The following is a 16,618-nucleotide window of genomic DNA, read 5'->3' as shown; positions in this document are numbered from 1 at the left end:
GCTCAAGCTATAGAGGAATATATCAAATACTATAACGAAGAAAGGATAAAGAGCAGATTAAAAGGCTTAACTCCGAAAGAATATCGGAATCAAGCCTCTATTAATCCTATGTTTTAAAATGTCTACTTTTTAGGTCCCACTTCAATCATCATTTGACCCCATAACTTTTCAGTTTCCTTACGAGTATGAGCAACAGTCTTTTGATTTTCCTTAGTTAAGAATTCAGTTAATTCGTCGCCTGATTTGCCTTCTGAGTCCTTAATAATTTCTTCAACACGACCTCTGAAGTAACGGTTAAGCTCAGTAAGGTAAGTAGTGTCAAGTTGTACAAATTGTGGGTAGTGACTTTCCACGATTGCTGCAAATGACTTGTAGTACCACCATGCATCATTCATGTTGTAGTCCATTGAAGTATTGTTAAATGAAGGATCAGTATCATTCATGTTAGCAAAGAATGGAATAAATGGTGTAAATGTAGGACCACCAATACATAACCACATAATAGCTGCACGGTCTGCTGGAACGTCGCTTCTAATTTGCAAAATGTGAGCATTTTGAGTACGGTTCAAACCAATTGGACGGTAGCGGTGCTTTTCTTCTTCAGTACCCTTGCCAAATGGATCATATGGAGTGTCTTGGTAGTGTGAACCTAAAGCAAATTGAATGTCTTCCTTAGTGATCTTCTTAGCAGCCTTACGGATGAATGGAATATCACCATCTTGTGGGTCTTGTTCAATTTCTGGGTTGAACAACTTTTGGATGTACCATTGACGGTTAGTGTTGTAGTGACGATCTTGTTCAGTGTATGTACCAAAAATGTGACGGAAGTTCCAACCTTCATGATCTGGATTCAAGTGGTGTTCTTCAACAAATTCTTGAATGCCTTCACTCCACATGAAGTAATCAGGATTGTCAAAGTCAACTTGTTCAATAGCTACACGGTTACCAGTTGCAGCATAGCAATCATCTGGAATACGTTCTGCTACCCAGTGGTGACCAGTAACGATTTCCATGTACCAGATTTCATCCTTGTCGCTGAACAAAACTGAGTTACCAGCAGGTGAACCATACTTAGCAATTAACTTACCTAAGTACTTAACACCATCACGAGCTGAGTGAATGTATGGCAATACTGAAGTTTGCATACAGTCTTCATCTAATCCATCTTTAACAAGTGGATCGAATGCTAAAGTTCTTTCGTTACCGTAAGTTGATTCAGTACATGACATTGCAACGTTTTCTTGGTTAATACCACTTTCATCGTAGTAACCACGGTGCTTGTAATCAACATTAGGTACAGCTGGAACACGTTGTGCATCTTCTGGAAGATCCATTTCAAACTTGTTAAGCCATGACTTAATGTGCTTCTTTTCACCATGACGTGCTGGTTCAATAATAAATTTTTGTGGGGTAATAGGACGGAAAGTATCATCGTTACGAGCAATCATAGTAGTGCCATCGATTGATGCTTTTTTACCTACTAAGATAGTAGTACAAGCGCTATATTCTTTCATAAAAATCTCCTTATAATTAATAAATTATATATCTTAACTTTATCACTAGACCAAGCCATGGAAAAGACCAATAGCATAATTTGCGGCATTAAAATCTGCCAAGTCTTCTGCTTTTTCACCTAATCCAACTAACTTAACTGGTAAGTTCATTTCATTGCGGATTGCTAAGACAACCCCACCCTTTGAAGAACCATCAAGTTTGGTTAAAACTAAGCCAGTTAATTTAGTAGTCTTATCAAAGTCTTTAGCTTGCAATAGAGCATTTTGTCCAGTAGAACCATCTAATACCAATAAAGTTTCAGTTGGTTGATCTGGCAACAATTTCTTAATTGTTCTTTGAATCTTTTCAAGTTCGGCCATTAAATTCTTCTTGTTTTGCAAACGACCTGCTGTATCTACTAAAAGATAATCAGCTTGCTCTTTAATGGCACGTTCAGTCGCATCGTAGACAACTGATGCTGGATCAGCCTTTTCCTTACCAGTTACTACTGGGACATCAACACGTTTGCCCCATTCAACTAATTGTTCAACCGCACCAGCTCTAAAGGTATCAGCTGCAGCTAAAATTACTGATTTACCTTCATCCTTGAAGCGTTTAGCTAATTTACCAATAGTAGTAGTCTTACCGGCACCGTTAACACCTACAAAAAGGTAAACGTTAGGCTTAGCATCTGGATTATAAGCTAATTTTTCATCCTTGCCTTGGCCACCTTGATCGTAAAGATCAACTAATTTTTCAACAATTACTTGTTTCAAGTCATCACGTGATTTAGCATTTTGCAATTTAGCTTCTTCACGTAATTCATCAGTTAATTGCTCTGCTGTTTCATAGCCAACATCAGATTCAATAAGCAAGTCTTCAAGATCATCAAAGAAGTCTTCATCTACTGTTCTGAATTTAGCAAAGAAAGCATTTAAACGTGCGCCGAAACCTTTATTGGTCTTCTCAAGTCCCTTTTCATAAAGCTTTTCTTGAGAATCTTCTTCTGATGAAGTTTCTTCAGATTCCTCTTGCTCTGGTTCTTCAGGTTTAGATTCTTCAGTATTGGTTTCTTCACTTACTGATTCTTGCTCTTCAGATGGTTCTTCTGTTGTTTTATCTGATTCTTCTGGCTTTTCAGCGTCTTCTTCTGCACCTTCTGAATTTGATTTTTCATTTTCTTCAACTGGTTCAGTCTCAGATTCAGAAGCATTTTCTTCATCATTTGATGTAGATTCGTCTGATGCAGCTTCTTCTTGCTCAGTTGATTCTACTTCAGACTCAGAATTTTCTTCCTCTGATTCTTGTTTTTCTTCTTGCTTTGGCTGTTCTTCTTTTTTCTCTTCTTCGTCATCCTTTTTACCGAAGAGAGACTTTTTAATTCGATCAAATAATCCCAATTATCTCACCTCATGTTTGTCTTTCAATTCTTTTAATGATACAGATAACACTTGAGAAACACCAGATTCTTGCATTACTACGCCATACAATTGATCGGCTTGTCTCATAGTTCCTCGTCTATGCGTAATTACGATAAATTGCGTCTTCATATCATATTTAAGCAAAAATTGAGCAAATCGAGCTACGTTTGCATCATCAAGAGCGGCTTCCACTTCATCTAGTACACAGAATGGCACTGGATTTACTTGGAGCATTGCAAATAACAAAGTAATGGCAGTTAAGGCTCTTTCACCACCAGAAAGCAAACTCAAGCGTTGTAATTTCTTGCCAGGTGGTTGAGCGATAATTTCAATTCCTGTTTCAAGCAAGTTGTTTGGCTCGGTCAATTCAAGCTTAGCCTTTCCGCCACCAAAGACAACTGGGAAGATTTGCTTAAAACTATCTGCGACAGTATTAAACGTATTCTTGAAACGAGTCTTAACTTCTTCATCAAGCTCATTCATTGATTTTTCAAGATTATCACGAGCTTTAAGCAAGTCATCTTGTTGTCCGCTCAAGAAGTCATAACGCTTTTTAACATCTTCATATTCTTGAATTGAATCAAGGTTAACAGGGCCAATATCTTCAATTGACATGCGATGCAATTTAACGCTTTTAGCTAATTCATTTCTGGTATCTTCATTATTTTCGCCGTCAGCTTGGGCAAGAGCAGCTTCGTAAGTTAATGAATAATCATCACGTAAAGTTTCAAGTCGCTGATTAATTGCACTATTAAATTTAGCAAGTTGCACTGAATAATCTTCTTGCTCAAGTGCAGCATCCTTGCGCAATTCATAGTTTCGACTAGCTACTTGATCCAATTGATTAATTTGCGCATCAAATTGACCTAATTGCGAACTAAGGTCATTCAATTTGGTTTGCAAACTTTCAGTTTGACGTGCCAGATCCTTCTTTTGCTTGTTTAAATCTGTACTCTTCTTAGTTGAAAGCTCATTATTTTGCATTAAGTCTTGCAATTTTTGAGTTAAATCAGCAGTTTGCTTTTGATTATTTTCAATCTGCATCTTTTTCTCATTTTCTTGACTGAGCAAGTTTTCTAATTTATTGGTATAAACCGCAATATCTGGATCTAACTTAGATAACTTATCTTGTACCTTTTGACTCAAGCTATTAAAGTTGCTAATTCTTTCTTGCAACTGATTCATTGCAGCTCTTTGTTCTTCGCCTTGCTTAGTCAATTGCTTTTGTTTAGTTTGAGCTTGGTCAATTTGCTTCTTTAAATCTTTAATTCGTGAATCGCGTTCTTTAACTCTGGATTCATATAAAGTATTAGCATCAACTAAACGCTTAACTTCCTTTTCTTGGCTCTGGAAGGAAATTGCAGCTTCATTAATTGCTTGATTTGTTTCTTGCAAAGCGCTTTGAATCTTTTGTAATTCAGCACTTACTTTTTGACCTTGTTCAACTAAAGCTTCAAGCTGAGTTTGGTCTTCCTTTAACGTCTTAGTTAAAGTCTTAATTTGTGATTCTAATTGATTGATTTCAGTTGCAGTTTGCAATGGAGAATTACTACGCTGGTTTCTTTGCCCACCAGTCATAGAACCACCTGGTGAAATTACATCCCCATCCAAAGTAACAATTCTGTAGCGATTAATTCGCTTAGAAACAGATAACGCAGTATCAATAGTATCAACGATAATGACACTACCTAATAAATAGTTAATCGCAGCGTTAATATCATGATCAGTTTTACTTTCAACCAGATCACTGGCTATTCCTCTAAAGCCTTCATATGACTTTAGAGTGGTTACTGTTGATTGAGGGATGCCATATTGACGCAATCCATCTAATGGTAAGAAAGTAGCTCGACCGCCGCGACTGCGTTTTAATTGATTAATCGCATTTCTAGCACTGATTCTGCTATCAGTAACCAAATCTTGAACGCCGCCACCAAGAGCAGTAGTCATTGCTGCTTCAAGTTCAACTGGGAATGAAATCAATTCACCTACTGCACCAATTACACCAGGGAAAGCATTCAAGTGATTCAAGACATTACGAACACCGTAGTAGTAGCCTTCATGTCTTTTTTGGATATTAACTAATGCTTCATGACGAGCTTCAATCTTTTCTAACTTACCTCGTTCATCGGCAACAGTTTGACGTAAATGATCAATCTTTTCTGTTAAATCACTATTTTGATCATTAATTTCAGCTAATTGAATCTTTTCTTGTTTACGTTTTTCAGTTAGCTTCTTACCTTCAGCACGTGATTTTTCAAGATCAGCTTTTGCTTCACTAAGTTGTTTTGAAACATCACTATTTTGATAGCTAGTATCAGCCTTACTACGCTTTAATTCCGTGTTCAAGTTAACAATCTGGTTATTAGTCGTTGCTTGATCTTGCAAAAGTTGAATATAATCATTTCTACAATTTTCCAGCTTCTTATTTAACTCAGCTGGATCTTCTTTTAATTCTGCAGTTAACCCATCACGCTGTTTTTGCAAAGCTGCCTGCTTATCTTTTAATTCAGCAGCTGTCTTTTGCAAACTAGCTAAGTCATCATTTAACTTAACAAGACCATTTTTTAAATTCTTAACTTGATTTTGATATTCAATCTTAGTGGCATCATCAAATTTGCGTGATTGTTCTGCCATTTGCAAACTTGCATCTAAATCAGATAATTGTTTGCTGAGTTCAAGCAATTGCTTTTGCGTATCGTCACGCTTATTTTGCAGCTTTTTGTATTCATCCCTTTTTTCAGAGACAGCATCTTGTGAATCCTTAACTTCATTATCTAATTTAGCTAAAAGATGCTTACTTTTTTCTGCAGACTTTTGTACATCTTCTTTTTGATGATTAATATCTTCTATTTCAAAGGCCAATAAGCTCTTTAGCTTCTTATCTAAGCCTTCTTTTTGGAATTGATATTCTTTAGCAAGTGAGCTTTGTTCATGAAGCGGTTCAAGACGACCCTCAAGTTCTTTAACTAAGTCATTAATTCTAATTAAGTTATCTTGAGTCTTCTTAAGCTGAGTCTGTGCTTCTTCTTTTTGTTGTTTAAAATGGAGCACGCCAGCAGCTTCTTCAAAAATAATTCTTCTCTGGTCTGGACGAGAATTCAGTATTTGGTCAACGCGTCCCTGGGAAATAATTGCCAAACTGTTTGGTGAAATTCCTGAATCAAGGAAAAGCGCACGAACATCACGCATTCGAACTTGCTGGTTATTAATGAGAAATTCACTATCACCTGAACGCAAAATTCTTCTAGTAATTGAGACTTGATCAGCATCAAAAGCTAATTCACGATCTTTATTGTCAAATACTAAAGTAACTTCTGCCTTATTCAGTGGCTTTCTATATTGACTACCAGCAAAAATAACGTCCTTCATGTTAGTACCACGAAGAGATTTGGCACTTGATTCACCCATTACCCAACGAATAGCTTCTGTAATGTTACTCTTACCACTACCGTTAGGTCCAACGATGCCAGTTATTCCGTCATTAAAATGAATAGTTGTCTTTTCTGCAAATGATTTAAAACCATCGAGCACTAATTCTGTTAATGGCACTTTTTGTCCCCTTACTCTAATTCTTGTAATGCAGCCTTGGCAGCTTGTTGTTCAGCAGCCTTCTTGTTATGGCCCTCACCGCGAGTCTTAGCTTGATCATTGATCTTTAATTCAACTACAAAATGCGATGGCAATTGTGATTCACTAATTACTGAATATTCAATATTAACGGGACCATTTTGTTGTAACAATTCTTGCAAATCTGTCTTGTAGTCTCGTGAATCGTCAAACTCACCTTTATCAATCAAAGGATAAACGGTTAAGTGTAAGAAATGTTCAACTGCTGGCATCCCCTGATCAAGATACAAGGCGCCATTAAAGGCTTCAAAAACATCTTCTAGTAAAGTTTTACGGCTTCTAGCACCAGCTTTTTCTTCACCATTACCCAAGTGAATTTCCTTTTGAAAACCACATTCAATGGCAAATTCAGAAAATCCTTCAGTTCTAACAATATTAGATCTTAATCTAGTTAACTCGCCTTCATTTAACTTAGGGTAGTGACGATATAGATAATTAGATACGGCTAATTCAAGAACTGCATCGCCCAAGAATTCTAGTTTTTCATAATCACGAATCCCATCATCAGGGTGTTCATTAGAATATGAAGAATGCGTAAATGCTTCTTCTAGTAATTTTTCATTATTAAATTCGATATTATATTCGTCTTTTAATTTCTTTAAAAATTTTGTACTTACCATATAATTGCCCCTTTTATACTTAATAAATTATACCAGTTTTATTACTAAAATTTGAATGTCAAAAAGGACTACTTCAAAAAAATGAAGTAGTCCTTTTAACACTTATTAATTTTTATTACTTAGTGTAAGCTACGTTGTACCAGTTAGGGAATCCGTTACCCATTGAAGCTGATGGCTTAAGTGAGTAGCCAGTAAGTTTCTTATTAACTGCAGTAATTGTGTAGCTGTTTGATACAGGGAGAACGTAAGCTTCGTCATCCATGTACTTTTGCCATTCGTGGAATTTATCAATTCTGTATGAATGGTTGAAGGCCTTTTGTGAGTCCATTTCGTCAAGAAGTTGAATGTTCTTCTTAGTTACGAAACGTGAGTAGTTCATTGGAGCTCTTTCACCGTAAAGGTCGTTTGGTAATGGTTCACTTGAAAGTGACCATGCACCCATGAACATATCAACTGATGGATCATCGTTTTGAACCTTGTCGTAGAATGAGTTAAATTCGATCAAACGACCACCAGTAAGCTTAACGTTTAAGCCTTCCTTCTTCCATTGTTGGATGTAGTTTTGGATGATTGGTTCTTGGTTAGCATTACCACTCATAGCTGCAAGACGGATAGTTAAAGGCTTGCCGTTAGGTTGTACACGGTAAGTACCCTTCTTCTTGAATCCAGCCTTGTCCAAAATTTCGTTACCCTTCTTAATGTTGTATGAGTAACCCTTAACATCCTTGTCGAAGTAGTCGCCGAATTGCTTAGGAATCAAAGTAGGAATTCTGAAGCTCAAGCCGTATGAGTAACGCTTAGCAACTTGGTTAACGTTCATACCGTAACCGATAGCTTGACGCAAAGCCTTGTTGTTCATCTTTGATTTAGGGTTCATTACGTTTTCGCCCTTCTTGGCATCCCACTTACCAACCTTGAAGCCAAGGTATGAGTATGAAAGTGGAACAGTAGCGATGAAGTTTACACCCTTAGTGTTCTTAACGTTTGGCCATTGTGAGTTAATAACTTGAATAACATCAAACTTGTTTGACTTAATACTTTGAGCAACTGAGTTAGGGTTGATTACAGAAGCGGTAATCTTGCTAAGCTTTGGCTTGCCCTTGTAGTAGTACTTGTTTGGAACCCAAGTAGTTGATTGACCACGAACAAGTTTTTGAAGCTTGTATGGACCAAAGAACAAAGGCTTCTTACGAATCTTATCACTTGACATCAAGTCCTTGAACTTAACATCCTTTAAGTAGTGGTATGGTGCAGCAGTTTCCCAGATATAACCATTACCACTAGTGTTCATACCAGGCTTCATAGTCTTGAAGTGAAGAACAACTTTACGTCCGTTTTCACCATCTGGCATTTCAATACCTGAAATGCTGTTTGACTTACCATCATGATATTCTTGCAAACCTTCCAAGTCAGCTAAACTTGCAGTGTAACGTTGTGACTTGGTGTCCTTGTTAGCAATAATTTCATAAGCGTATTCGTAGTCCTTAGCAGTTACAGGCTTACCATCTGACCACTTAACGTTCTTCTTAATATTGATAGTTGCAGTCTTGGCCTTTTGGTCAATCTTAATAGTAGCTGCACCCTTGTCAGTGAAGACATAATGATCATCAGTAGCAAAAAGTGATTCAGCACCATATTGCATAACTTCAGTATCAGTTGCTGAAGTTGAAAGTTCATCATTAAAAATACCTGTGAATGGGGTATCAGTTTCAACAGCAACCTTTACAGTACCACCATTTTTAGTAGCCTTAGTTGGAACAGCTGAACTAAATTTAGCAGCAGTTGAAGCTTCGTTAGCATTTGAATTAGATGGCTTACCACAAGCTGCTAATGTAAGGGCAACACCAGATAACAGTGTAACGCCAGCAAATAATTTTGCCTTTTTCATTAGTAAAAATCCTCCATAACTTGGAACAAGTTGACTAGTTCATAATAGCACTATTACAAAAAAGTTACAACAGCATGAAAACGACAGGTATCTTTTTTAAGATATCTGTCGTTTTTTATGTTAGTTATTAGATTTTAATATGAAAGTTTATGTAAAGGATTATTTATTGTTTAGAATTTTAGAGATTTTTACTAATGTGTTTGCTTGTTTAAATTACTTAGCGTAACCTACTTGGTACCATAATTGGTGACCGTTGTTGTTTTGTGATGGCTTAGTTGAGTAGCCAGTAAGTTTGTTGTTTACAGCGCTGATGCTGTATGAGTTACTTGTTGGGATTACAAAGGCTTCATCGTACATGTACTTTTGCCATTGGTGGAAGACCTTTACACGGTACTTAGTATCAAAGGCCTTTTGTGAGTCCATGTCAGCAAGCAACTTGTTGTTTTCTGGAGTTACGAAACGTTCGTAGTTCATTGGTGAAGTTTCGCCGTACATACTTGCTTGTGATGGTTCAGATGCTAATGACCAACCTGCTTGGAAGAAGTCGATATCCTTAGAATCGTTTTGAACCTTGTCGTAGAATGAGTTGAATTCCATCAAACGACCGCCTGTAAGCTTAACGTTCAAACCGATCTTGTGCCATTGTTGCAAGTAGTTTTGTGCAATAGCTTCTGCGTTTGGTGAGCCTGACATAGTAGCGAAGTGAAGTACTAATGGCTTACCGTTAGGTTGTACACGCCACTTACCCTTCTTCTTGTATCCAGCCTTGTCCAATAATTGGTTAGCCTTCTTCAAGTTGTAGTTGTAACCTTTAATGCTACTATCGTGGTAAGCACCAAAGCCTGAAGGAATCAAAGTGTTAACTCTGAAGCTCAAACCTTGAGTGTAACGCTTGTTAACAGCATCAATGTTCATTGCATAACCGATAGCTTGACGCAATGACTTGTTAGCAACCTTGGAGTTCTTGTCCATTACGTTCTTGCCAGTCTTAGCGTCCCATTTACCCATCTTAAAGCCGACGTAGCTGTATGCCAATGGAACTGAAGCAACCCAGTTAACACCCTTAGTGTTCTTAACTTGATCCCATTGTGAGTTAATTACACCAGTAATGTCGAACTTGTGACTCTTGATAGCTTGAGAAGCTGAGTTAGGGTTAACTACTTGGATTACAACCTTATTCAACTTTGGTTTACCTCTCCAGTAGTACTTGTTTGGAACCCAAGTTACTGATTGACCACGAACAAGCTTATCAAGCTTAAATGGACCAAAGTACAATGGCTTCTTTCTGATTTGGTCAGATGATTGAAGCTTGTTAAATGGAACATTCTTTAAGTAGTGGTATGGTGCAGCTGATTCCCAGAAGTAACCGTTACCTGAGAAGTACATACCTGGCTTCAATTGAGTGTAGTGAATTACAATTGTACGACCATTTTCACCATCTGGCATTTCAATACCTGAAATAGTCTTAGCCTTGCCTTCGTGGTATTCCTTCATACCCTTGATAAATTCAAGAGTTGAGTCATAACGTTGAGCTTGAGTCTTCTTGTTTGCCAAGATTTCGTATGGATATTCAAGGTCCTTAGCGTTTACTTGCTTACCATCTGACCACTTAACGCCTTTCTTAACAGTAATAGTTACTGTCTTAGCCTTACGGTCAATCTTAAGAGTAGCAGCACCCTTATCATTGATTCTGTAATGATCATCAGTATCAAATAAAGATTCTTCACCAGGTGCAGCTACATTTGAGTCAATAGTTGAAGTTGATAATTCATCAGAAAAGATTCCAGTAAATGGAGTATCTGTTTTCAAAGCTACAGAAACAGTACCACCTTGCTTAGTGGCTTTCTTAGGAGTTGATTCTGGGAACTTCTTAGCGTCCTTTGCTCCTTGATTATTGTTGTTACCACTTTGACCACAAGCAGCTAATGCTACCGCGGCTGCAGAAATTACTCCTACAGAACCTAATACTTTTGTTAATTTCATATAACATTTCCTCCATCCATCTAGGATATCTTTTAAGAATTTTTTATTAAAAATCTTTGAATCAAGTTGATGATTAAATAATACCACGATAGATTAATTTTTCAATAGTTTTATGAAAATAAATTTAATTTTTATTTTATTTAATTAGCATAGGTTTATTATTATAACCAACATAATTTTATTATTATGGAACTAAAAAAACAGCTCTATCAAGTGATGGAGCTGTTTTAATGTTTTTTATTAAACTATTAATTTTCACGTTGTCTTGCGTCACCAGCACGTTGAAGAGCACGACCAACGTAGTTAATACTTAAGGAAATTACCAAAAGTAAGATTGTAGCTGGAAGCCATAACCATGGACGGTTAATAACGTTAACTGGGTCATCGGCAAATCCAATCAAAGTACCAAGTGATGGCGTAGTGGTTGGCAAACCATAACCCAAGAAGGACAAACTAGTTTCAATACCAATGTTACCAGCAATAGTTAAAACAACGTCGATGATAATCATTGAAGTGATGTTAGGCAAAACTTCACGGAACATAATTTGTAAGTTAGAAGAACCTGAAGTCTTTGATGCCAAAACGTAATCACGATCACGTTGCGACAAGATGAATGAACGGTAGTAACGTGCCGTCGTTGTCCATCCAAACATCGCAATTAACAATACCAAAGTTACAGCGTTGTAGTTAGGAATAACTGTAGTCAAAACAATGATAATTGGCATTTGTGGCAAAATCTGAATGAAGTCAACTATTCTCATGATAACAACATCAACTGCACCACCGTAGTAACCAGAAACTAATCCGACTACCAAACCAACGATTTCAGTAATTACAGTTACTGAGATACCAATCATGATTGAGTTACGTCCACCCATGATGAGCAACTTCAAAATGTCACGACCACCATCATCAGTACCGAGAAGGTGTCCGCCTTGGCCCCAACCATAGTAGGCATCCACAATGTTCATTTCAGTAATTTGTGCTCTGTTCAAGAACAATGAACCACCGAAAGTGAATAACAAAATTAAAATAATGATAATCAAAGCTATACATGCAGACTTAGAACGTAAAATTTCACGTATAGCCACCTTAAATCCAGAAGGTGGGAGAGTAGCCTTTTGTGTAGCATCTTTTTTACTTGCTTTCTTTGTAGCAGTATTTTTCTTCTTATCAGCCATTTCTTCTCTCCTCCCTATTGAATTCTAATACGTGGGTCAATGATACTCATAATGATATCTGACAATAAGTTACCAATTAAAGTCAAAATACCAAAGATAAGAATCAAAGCAGTTAAAGTGGTGTAGTCACGTTGACTGATTGAGTCAAGGAATAACTTACCCATACCAGGATAACTGAAGACACTTTCAATAATCATTGAACCACTAAGTAAACCAGTAATAGTGTTACCAAGGAAGGCAGCAATTGGCAATAATGAGTTTCTCAAAATGTGCTTATGGAAAACAACGTTTTCAGGAACACCCTTACTGCGGGCAGTTCTAACGTAGTCTTCAACCTTGTTATCAACAATTCCTGTTCTCAAGTACTGTACAGTACCAGTAGTAGTAATCAAAGCATACAAGATTGCTGGCAAAATCATGTGGTAAAGACGACTGCCAAGTACGCCCCAGAATCCTGAAGCGTTAGCTGAAACTGATCCTGAAATTGGGAACCAGCCTAAAGTAAAACCAAAGAGCCATAATCCTAAGATATAGAATACGAATCCTGGTGTTGCCAAAGTAATGTAGTTAAAGATTTGGACACTAGTATCTTGCCATTCATCTTGGTGACGACCAGCAGTAATACCCAAAGGAATCGCAATACTATAAGTCAAGATAGTAGTTAAAAGTGATAACCAGAAGGTGTTGCTTGCACGGTCGGCAATCAATGAAACTACTGGAACGTGTTGGATGTAACTTGTACCAAGGTCACCATGGAACAAGTTACCCACCCATCTAAAGTATTGTACATACCATGGATCATAAAGACCTGCAGCTCTTCTTAAAGCTTCAATTTGCTTTGGGTCAGTGTTAGGGTTAATTGATCCGCTAAATGGGTCACCAGGCATCATCTTAGCTAAAAGAAAGACAAGCAAACTCAAGATGATCAATTGAGGGATCATGATTAACAAACGACGTAAGATTGTTTTCCACATGCTTAATCACTCTCCTTTTCTTCTCGTTCTTCAAGCTTAGCTTCTTGTGCCATGTCTTTTGGTAAAGCTACCCAGTGGTTAGGAGCTACTTTTTGAAGTGGATATACACGACCATCCTTGTCATACCATTTGCTTTGGTTTTCTTCGAATTCCTTTTCAACTTGTTCACGGTGCTTCTTGTGTTCTTCACGGTGTTCTACATCTACTTTAGGAATTGCAGAAAGAAGACGCTTAGTATAAATATGAATTGGGTGCTTGTAAATTTCGTCACGACTACCTAATTCTACTAAACGACCACGGTGCATAATTGCTAAGTTTTCTGACATGTGCTTAACAACACCTAAGTCGTGAGAAATGAATAAGTATGCAATGTTATATTGTTGTTGAATGTGCTTCATGAAGTTCAAAACCTGTGCTTGAACTGACAAGTCCAAAGCACTAGTAGGTTCATCGGCAACAATCAATTTTGGATTAGTAGCAACGGCACGTGCAACACCAATTCTTTGACGCTGACCACCAGAGAATTCGTGTGGATACTTATAAATAGCGTCACTTGGCATCCCTACAATATCAAGTAATTCCTGTACTCGATCTCTTTCTTGATCAGTAGTCAAATTCTCGAAGTTTCTAATAGGTTCAGCAATGATGTCTTCAATTCTCTTTCTTGGGTTCAAACTTGACATTGAATCCTGGAAAATCATTTGAACATCTTTGTTGTAGTCAAGCTTTTTACGGTTGCTTGCCTTAGTTACATCCAAACCTTTGTACATGATTTGGCCGCTTGTAACTTTTTCAACACCAACAATTGCTTTACCAGTCGTTGACTTACCAGAACCAGATTCACCGATTAAGCCGTAAGTTTCTCCTTCGCCAATTGAAAAGTTAACACCATCAACGGCACGAACATAATCTGTAATTCTGTTCCAAAAGCCAGAACGAATTGGGTAATATACTTTTAAATCTTTGATTTGAATTATTTCTTTCGCCATATACTACTCCCCACTTGCTGCTTTTTGCGATTCGTCTTCATCCTCAAAATGGAAGCTCTTCCAGCAAGTACATCTTACCCAGTGACCAGGAGCCACTTCATGTACTTTTGGATCTTCTTCATGAGCACTTGCTGGAATCCATGGAATTCTAGCAGCAAATCTATCACCTGTACGTGGCATATTTTTAAGTGATGGCACAGTACCGTGAATAACATGGAGGTCCTCATCTGTATCATCAGATTGAGGCATTGAGTTAAGCAATGATCTTGTATACGGATGAAGAGGATTTTCAAAAATAGTCTTTACATCTGATTTTTCTACGATTTGACCAGCATACATAACAGCAACTTCATCTGCAGTTTCTGCCACAACGCCCAAGTCGTGGGTAATCAAGATAATACCTGAGTGTGATTGTCTTTGAATGTCTTCAAGCAAGTCCAAAATTTGAGCTTGAATAGTAACATCCAAAGCAGTTGTTGGTTCATCAGCAATGATAATTTCAGGCTTGCATGCAATAGCCATCGCAATAACAACACGTTGACGCAAACCACCTGATAATTCATGTGGGTACATTGCGTACATTTCTTCAGGCTTTGGCATACCTACTTGATTGAACAATTCAATTACACGTGCATGACGTGCTTTTTCATCCATGTCTGTATGGTAATAAAGCGTTTCAGCAACTTGGTCACCAACACGCATCAAAGGGTTCAAGCTGGCAAGTGGATCCTGGAAGATCATACCAATCTTGTCACCACGAATCTTATTAAACAAAGATTCATTTAAGCCCACTAAATTTAATTCATTGTAAAGAATATCACCTGTAACTTTGGTATTCTTATGATCATATAATCCAATAATACTTGCAGCGATAGTACTCTTACCGCAACCAGATTCGCCTACGATAGCTAAAATTTCGTCACGCTTCAAAGTCAAATTAATATCATCTGCAGCATCATAGAATTTCCCTTGCAAACGGTACGCCGTATGCAGGTGCTGAATATCTAATAATAGATCACTCTGCTTTTCCAAAGGTCATTCCTCCATTTAGACTTTATTCATTAAAAGCCGTTTAATCTTTTCTATTTATTTTCTAATTATAAACACAAAGCCGGTCGTATGCAAATAACGACACGGCTTTTTTTAGGAAATTAACCTTGATGAGACTTGATATATGAGACTGCATCCCCAACTGTTTTAATTTTTTCAGCTTCATCATCAGGGATTTCTGAACCAAATTCATCTTCAAGTTGCAAAATGAATTCTACCAAGTCAATTGAGTCAGCATCTAAATCATCAGTAAAACTAGTGCTTTCAGTGATCTTATCCTTATCAATTTCAAAATTTTCAGCGATTAAATCTTTGATCTTATTAAAAATTTCTTCTTCTGACATATACATAACCTTCCTTTTTAATAAAACATTGTACTATTTTGTTGCGAATTCGTCTCTAAATTCTTCAACAAGTTTTTCTTCAATCATTTTATCGATTTGCTTCAAGGTGTAATAAATAGGTCTTTCATTAGAACGACCATGAGTCTTTACAACTGGTGCATTTACACCTAAAAGTACAGCACCACCATACTTAGCTGTATCAAATTTTGATGCAAGGCTAGATAATGATCCCTTTACCATTAAAGCACCCAGCTTGGTCATTACACCGCCGTTTAACAGGCTGTCTTTTAACAGATGCAAGATAACACTTGAAGTACCTTCAATGTTCTTAAGAACGGCATTACCAGTAAAACCATCGGTAACTACAACATCAGTGTTGCCTAACAATAATTCGTTACCTTCGATATTGCCTTGGAAGTTTAAATCACTGTCTTTTAATAATTCGTAAGCTTTTTGGTGAACGTCATCACCTTTATCGCTTTCTGCACCATTGTTTAAAAGGCTAATACGTGGATTGTCGATACCACGAATTTTTTCTGCATAGTAAGATGCCATTTGAGCCCATTGCAACAAATATTCTGGCTTACTCTTAGCATTAGCACCTACGTCAACCATGTTAAAGCCATCATCGCTGTTTTGTGCTGGCAAAGTTGGCATTAAGCCTGGTCGAACAATACCTTTAATTCTTCCAATGATAAAAATTCCACATGATAAAAGTGCACCAGTATTACCTAAAGAAAGAAGAGCATCAGCTTTACCTTCTTTAACATAATTTGCAGCAACTACCATTGAAGAATCTTTCTTTCTTCTAATGGCTTTAACTGGTTCGTCTTCATCTGCAATAACTTCAGTTGTAGGCACAACGCCTAATTGATCATTAATTTGATCAGCTGGAATTAATTCACGCAATTGTTCTTTATCACCAAACAATACAAACTTGGTGTCAGGCATTTCATCTTTAGCTTTTAAAACAGCCTTAACGATTGCTTCTGGAGCATTTTCACCGCCCATAGCGTCAATTGCAATTGTTCTCATATATTTTCACCA

13 protein-coding genes are annotated in these 16,618 nt (G+C 37.3%); 1 reads left to right on the top strand and 12 read right to left on the bottom strand.

The features are described 5' to 3' along the window. Positions 1-117 (top strand): IS3 family transposase (locus tag RDN22_RS01875; RefSeq protein ID WP_308554877.1); only part of this gene is annotated, 117 nt, incomplete at its 5' end. 5 nt (positions 118-122) lie between these two features. On the opposite strand, the gene RDN22_RS01870 is transcribed toward RDN22_RS01875, so the two are convergent. The 12 genes from RDN22_RS01870 to plsX all read right to left on the bottom strand — a co-directional run bounded on the left by RDN22_RS01870 (position 123) and on the right by plsX (position 16,606). Next, positions 123-1,514, bottom strand: coding sequence for a C69 family dipeptidase (locus tag RDN22_RS01870; RefSeq protein ID WP_308555346.1), 1,392 nt, complete (start codon positions 1,512-1,514; stop codon positions 123-125). Positions 1,515-1,559: 45 nt separating this feature from the next. Continuing rightward, positions 1,560-2,894 carry a signal recognition particle-docking protein FtsY gene (gene ftsY / locus RDN22_RS01865; protein WP_308555344.1) on the bottom strand — a complete coding sequence of 445 codons (1,335 nt, stop codon included), beginning with the start codon at positions 2,892-2,894 and terminating at the stop codon, positions 1,560-1,562. Then, entirely contained in the window at positions 2,895-6,464 is a 3,570-nt protein-coding gene (gene smc / locus RDN22_RS01860) for a chromosome segregation protein SMC (protein WP_308555342.1), read from the bottom strand. It abuts the gene before it with no gap. A gap of 11 nt (positions 6,465-6,475) precedes the next feature. After that, positions 6,476-7,162, bottom strand: coding sequence for a ribonuclease III (rnc, locus tag RDN22_RS01855; RefSeq protein WP_308555340.1), 687 nt, complete (start codon positions 7,160-7,162; stop codon positions 6,476-6,478). A 115-nt stretch (positions 7,163-7,277) separates the two neighbouring features. Beyond that, a complete protein-coding gene (locus RDN22_RS01850) occupies positions 7,278-9,050 on the bottom strand; it encodes an oligopeptide ABC transporter substrate-binding protein (protein WP_308555338.1) in 1,773 nt (590 codons plus the stop codon). Between the two features lie 213 nt (positions 9,051-9,263). After that, on the bottom strand, positions 9,264-11,033 hold the full coding sequence (locus RDN22_RS01845) for an oligopeptide ABC transporter substrate-binding protein (protein ID WP_308555336.1): 1,770 nt from the start codon (positions 11,031-11,033) through the stop codon (positions 9,264-9,266). 248 nt (positions 11,034-11,281) lie between these two features. Next, positions 11,282-12,214 carry an ABC transporter permease gene (locus tag RDN22_RS01840; RefSeq protein WP_308555335.1) on the bottom strand — a complete coding sequence of 311 codons (933 nt, stop codon included), beginning with the start codon at positions 12,212-12,214 and terminating at the stop codon, positions 11,282-11,284. Positions 12,215-12,228: 14 nt separating this feature from the next. Then, positions 12,229-13,188, bottom strand: coding sequence for an oligopeptide ABC transporter permease (gene opp4B, locus RDN22_RS01835; protein WP_308555332.1), 960 nt, complete (start codon positions 13,186-13,188; stop codon positions 12,229-12,231). Positions 13,189-13,190: 2 nt separating this feature from the next. Continuing rightward, entirely contained in the window at positions 13,191-14,177 is a 987-nt protein-coding gene (locus tag RDN22_RS01830; protein ID WP_308555330.1) for an ATP-binding cassette domain-containing protein, read from the bottom strand. Between the two features lie 3 nt (positions 14,178-14,180). Next, entirely contained in the window at positions 14,181-15,209 is a 1,029-nt protein-coding gene (locus RDN22_RS01825) for an ABC transporter ATP-binding protein (protein WP_308555328.1), read from the bottom strand. Between the two features lie 119 nt (positions 15,210-15,328). Further along, the gene (gene acpP / locus RDN22_RS01820; protein WP_308555326.1) at positions 15,329-15,571 is read right to left on the bottom strand and encodes an acyl carrier protein; all 243 of its coding nucleotides are present in this window, start codon (positions 15,569-15,571) and stop codon (positions 15,329-15,331) included. A 33-nt stretch (positions 15,572-15,604) separates the two neighbouring features. After that, positions 15,605-16,606, bottom strand: a complete 1,002-nt coding sequence (gene plsX / locus RDN22_RS01815) for a phosphate acyltransferase PlsX (protein ID WP_308555324.1) — start codon at positions 16,604-16,606, stop codon at positions 15,605-15,607. Positions 16,607-16,618 lie beyond the last annotated feature (12 nt).

The organism is uncultured Lactobacillus sp. (assembly GCF_902491705.1).
GTDB lineage: Bacteria > Bacillota > Bacilli > Lactobacillales > Lactobacillaceae > Lactobacillus.
Note: the sequence above shows the minus strand (reverse complement) of the source record. Positions and strands in the feature narration are given on the sequence as shown.

Coding starts and splice junctions, on each gene's coding strand:
- RDN22_RS01870 (WP_308555346.1), bottom strand. CDS start 1,514: ATGAAAGAATATAGCGCTTGTACTACTATCTTAGTAGGTAAAAAAGCA.
- rnc (WP_308555340.1), bottom strand. CDS start 7,162: ATGGTAAGTACAAAATTTTTAAAGAAATTAAAAGACGAATATAATATC.
- RDN22_RS01850 (WP_308555338.1), bottom strand. CDS start 9,050: ATGAAAAAGGCAAAATTATTTGCTGGCGTTACACTGTTATCTGGTGTT.
- RDN22_RS01845 (WP_308555336.1), bottom strand. CDS start 11,033: ATGAAATTAACAAAAGTATTAGGTTCTGTAGGAGTAATTTCTGCAGCC.
- RDN22_RS01840 (WP_308555335.1), bottom strand. CDS start 12,214: ATGGCTGATAAGAAGAAAAATACTGCTACAAAGAAAGCAAGTAAAAAA.
- opp4B (WP_308555332.1), bottom strand. CDS start 13,188: ATGTGGAAAACAATCTTACGTCGTTTGTTAATCATGATCCCTCAATTG.
- RDN22_RS01830 (WP_308555330.1), bottom strand. CDS start 14,177: ATGGCGAAAGAAATAATTCAAATCAAAGATTTAAAAGTATATTACCCA.
- acpP (WP_308555326.1), bottom strand. CDS start 15,571: ATGTCAGAAGAAGAAATTTTTAATAAGATCAAAGATTTAATCGCTGAA.
- plsX (WP_308555324.1), bottom strand. CDS start 16,606: ATGAGAACAATTGCAATTGACGCTATGGGCGGTGAAAATGCTCCAGAA.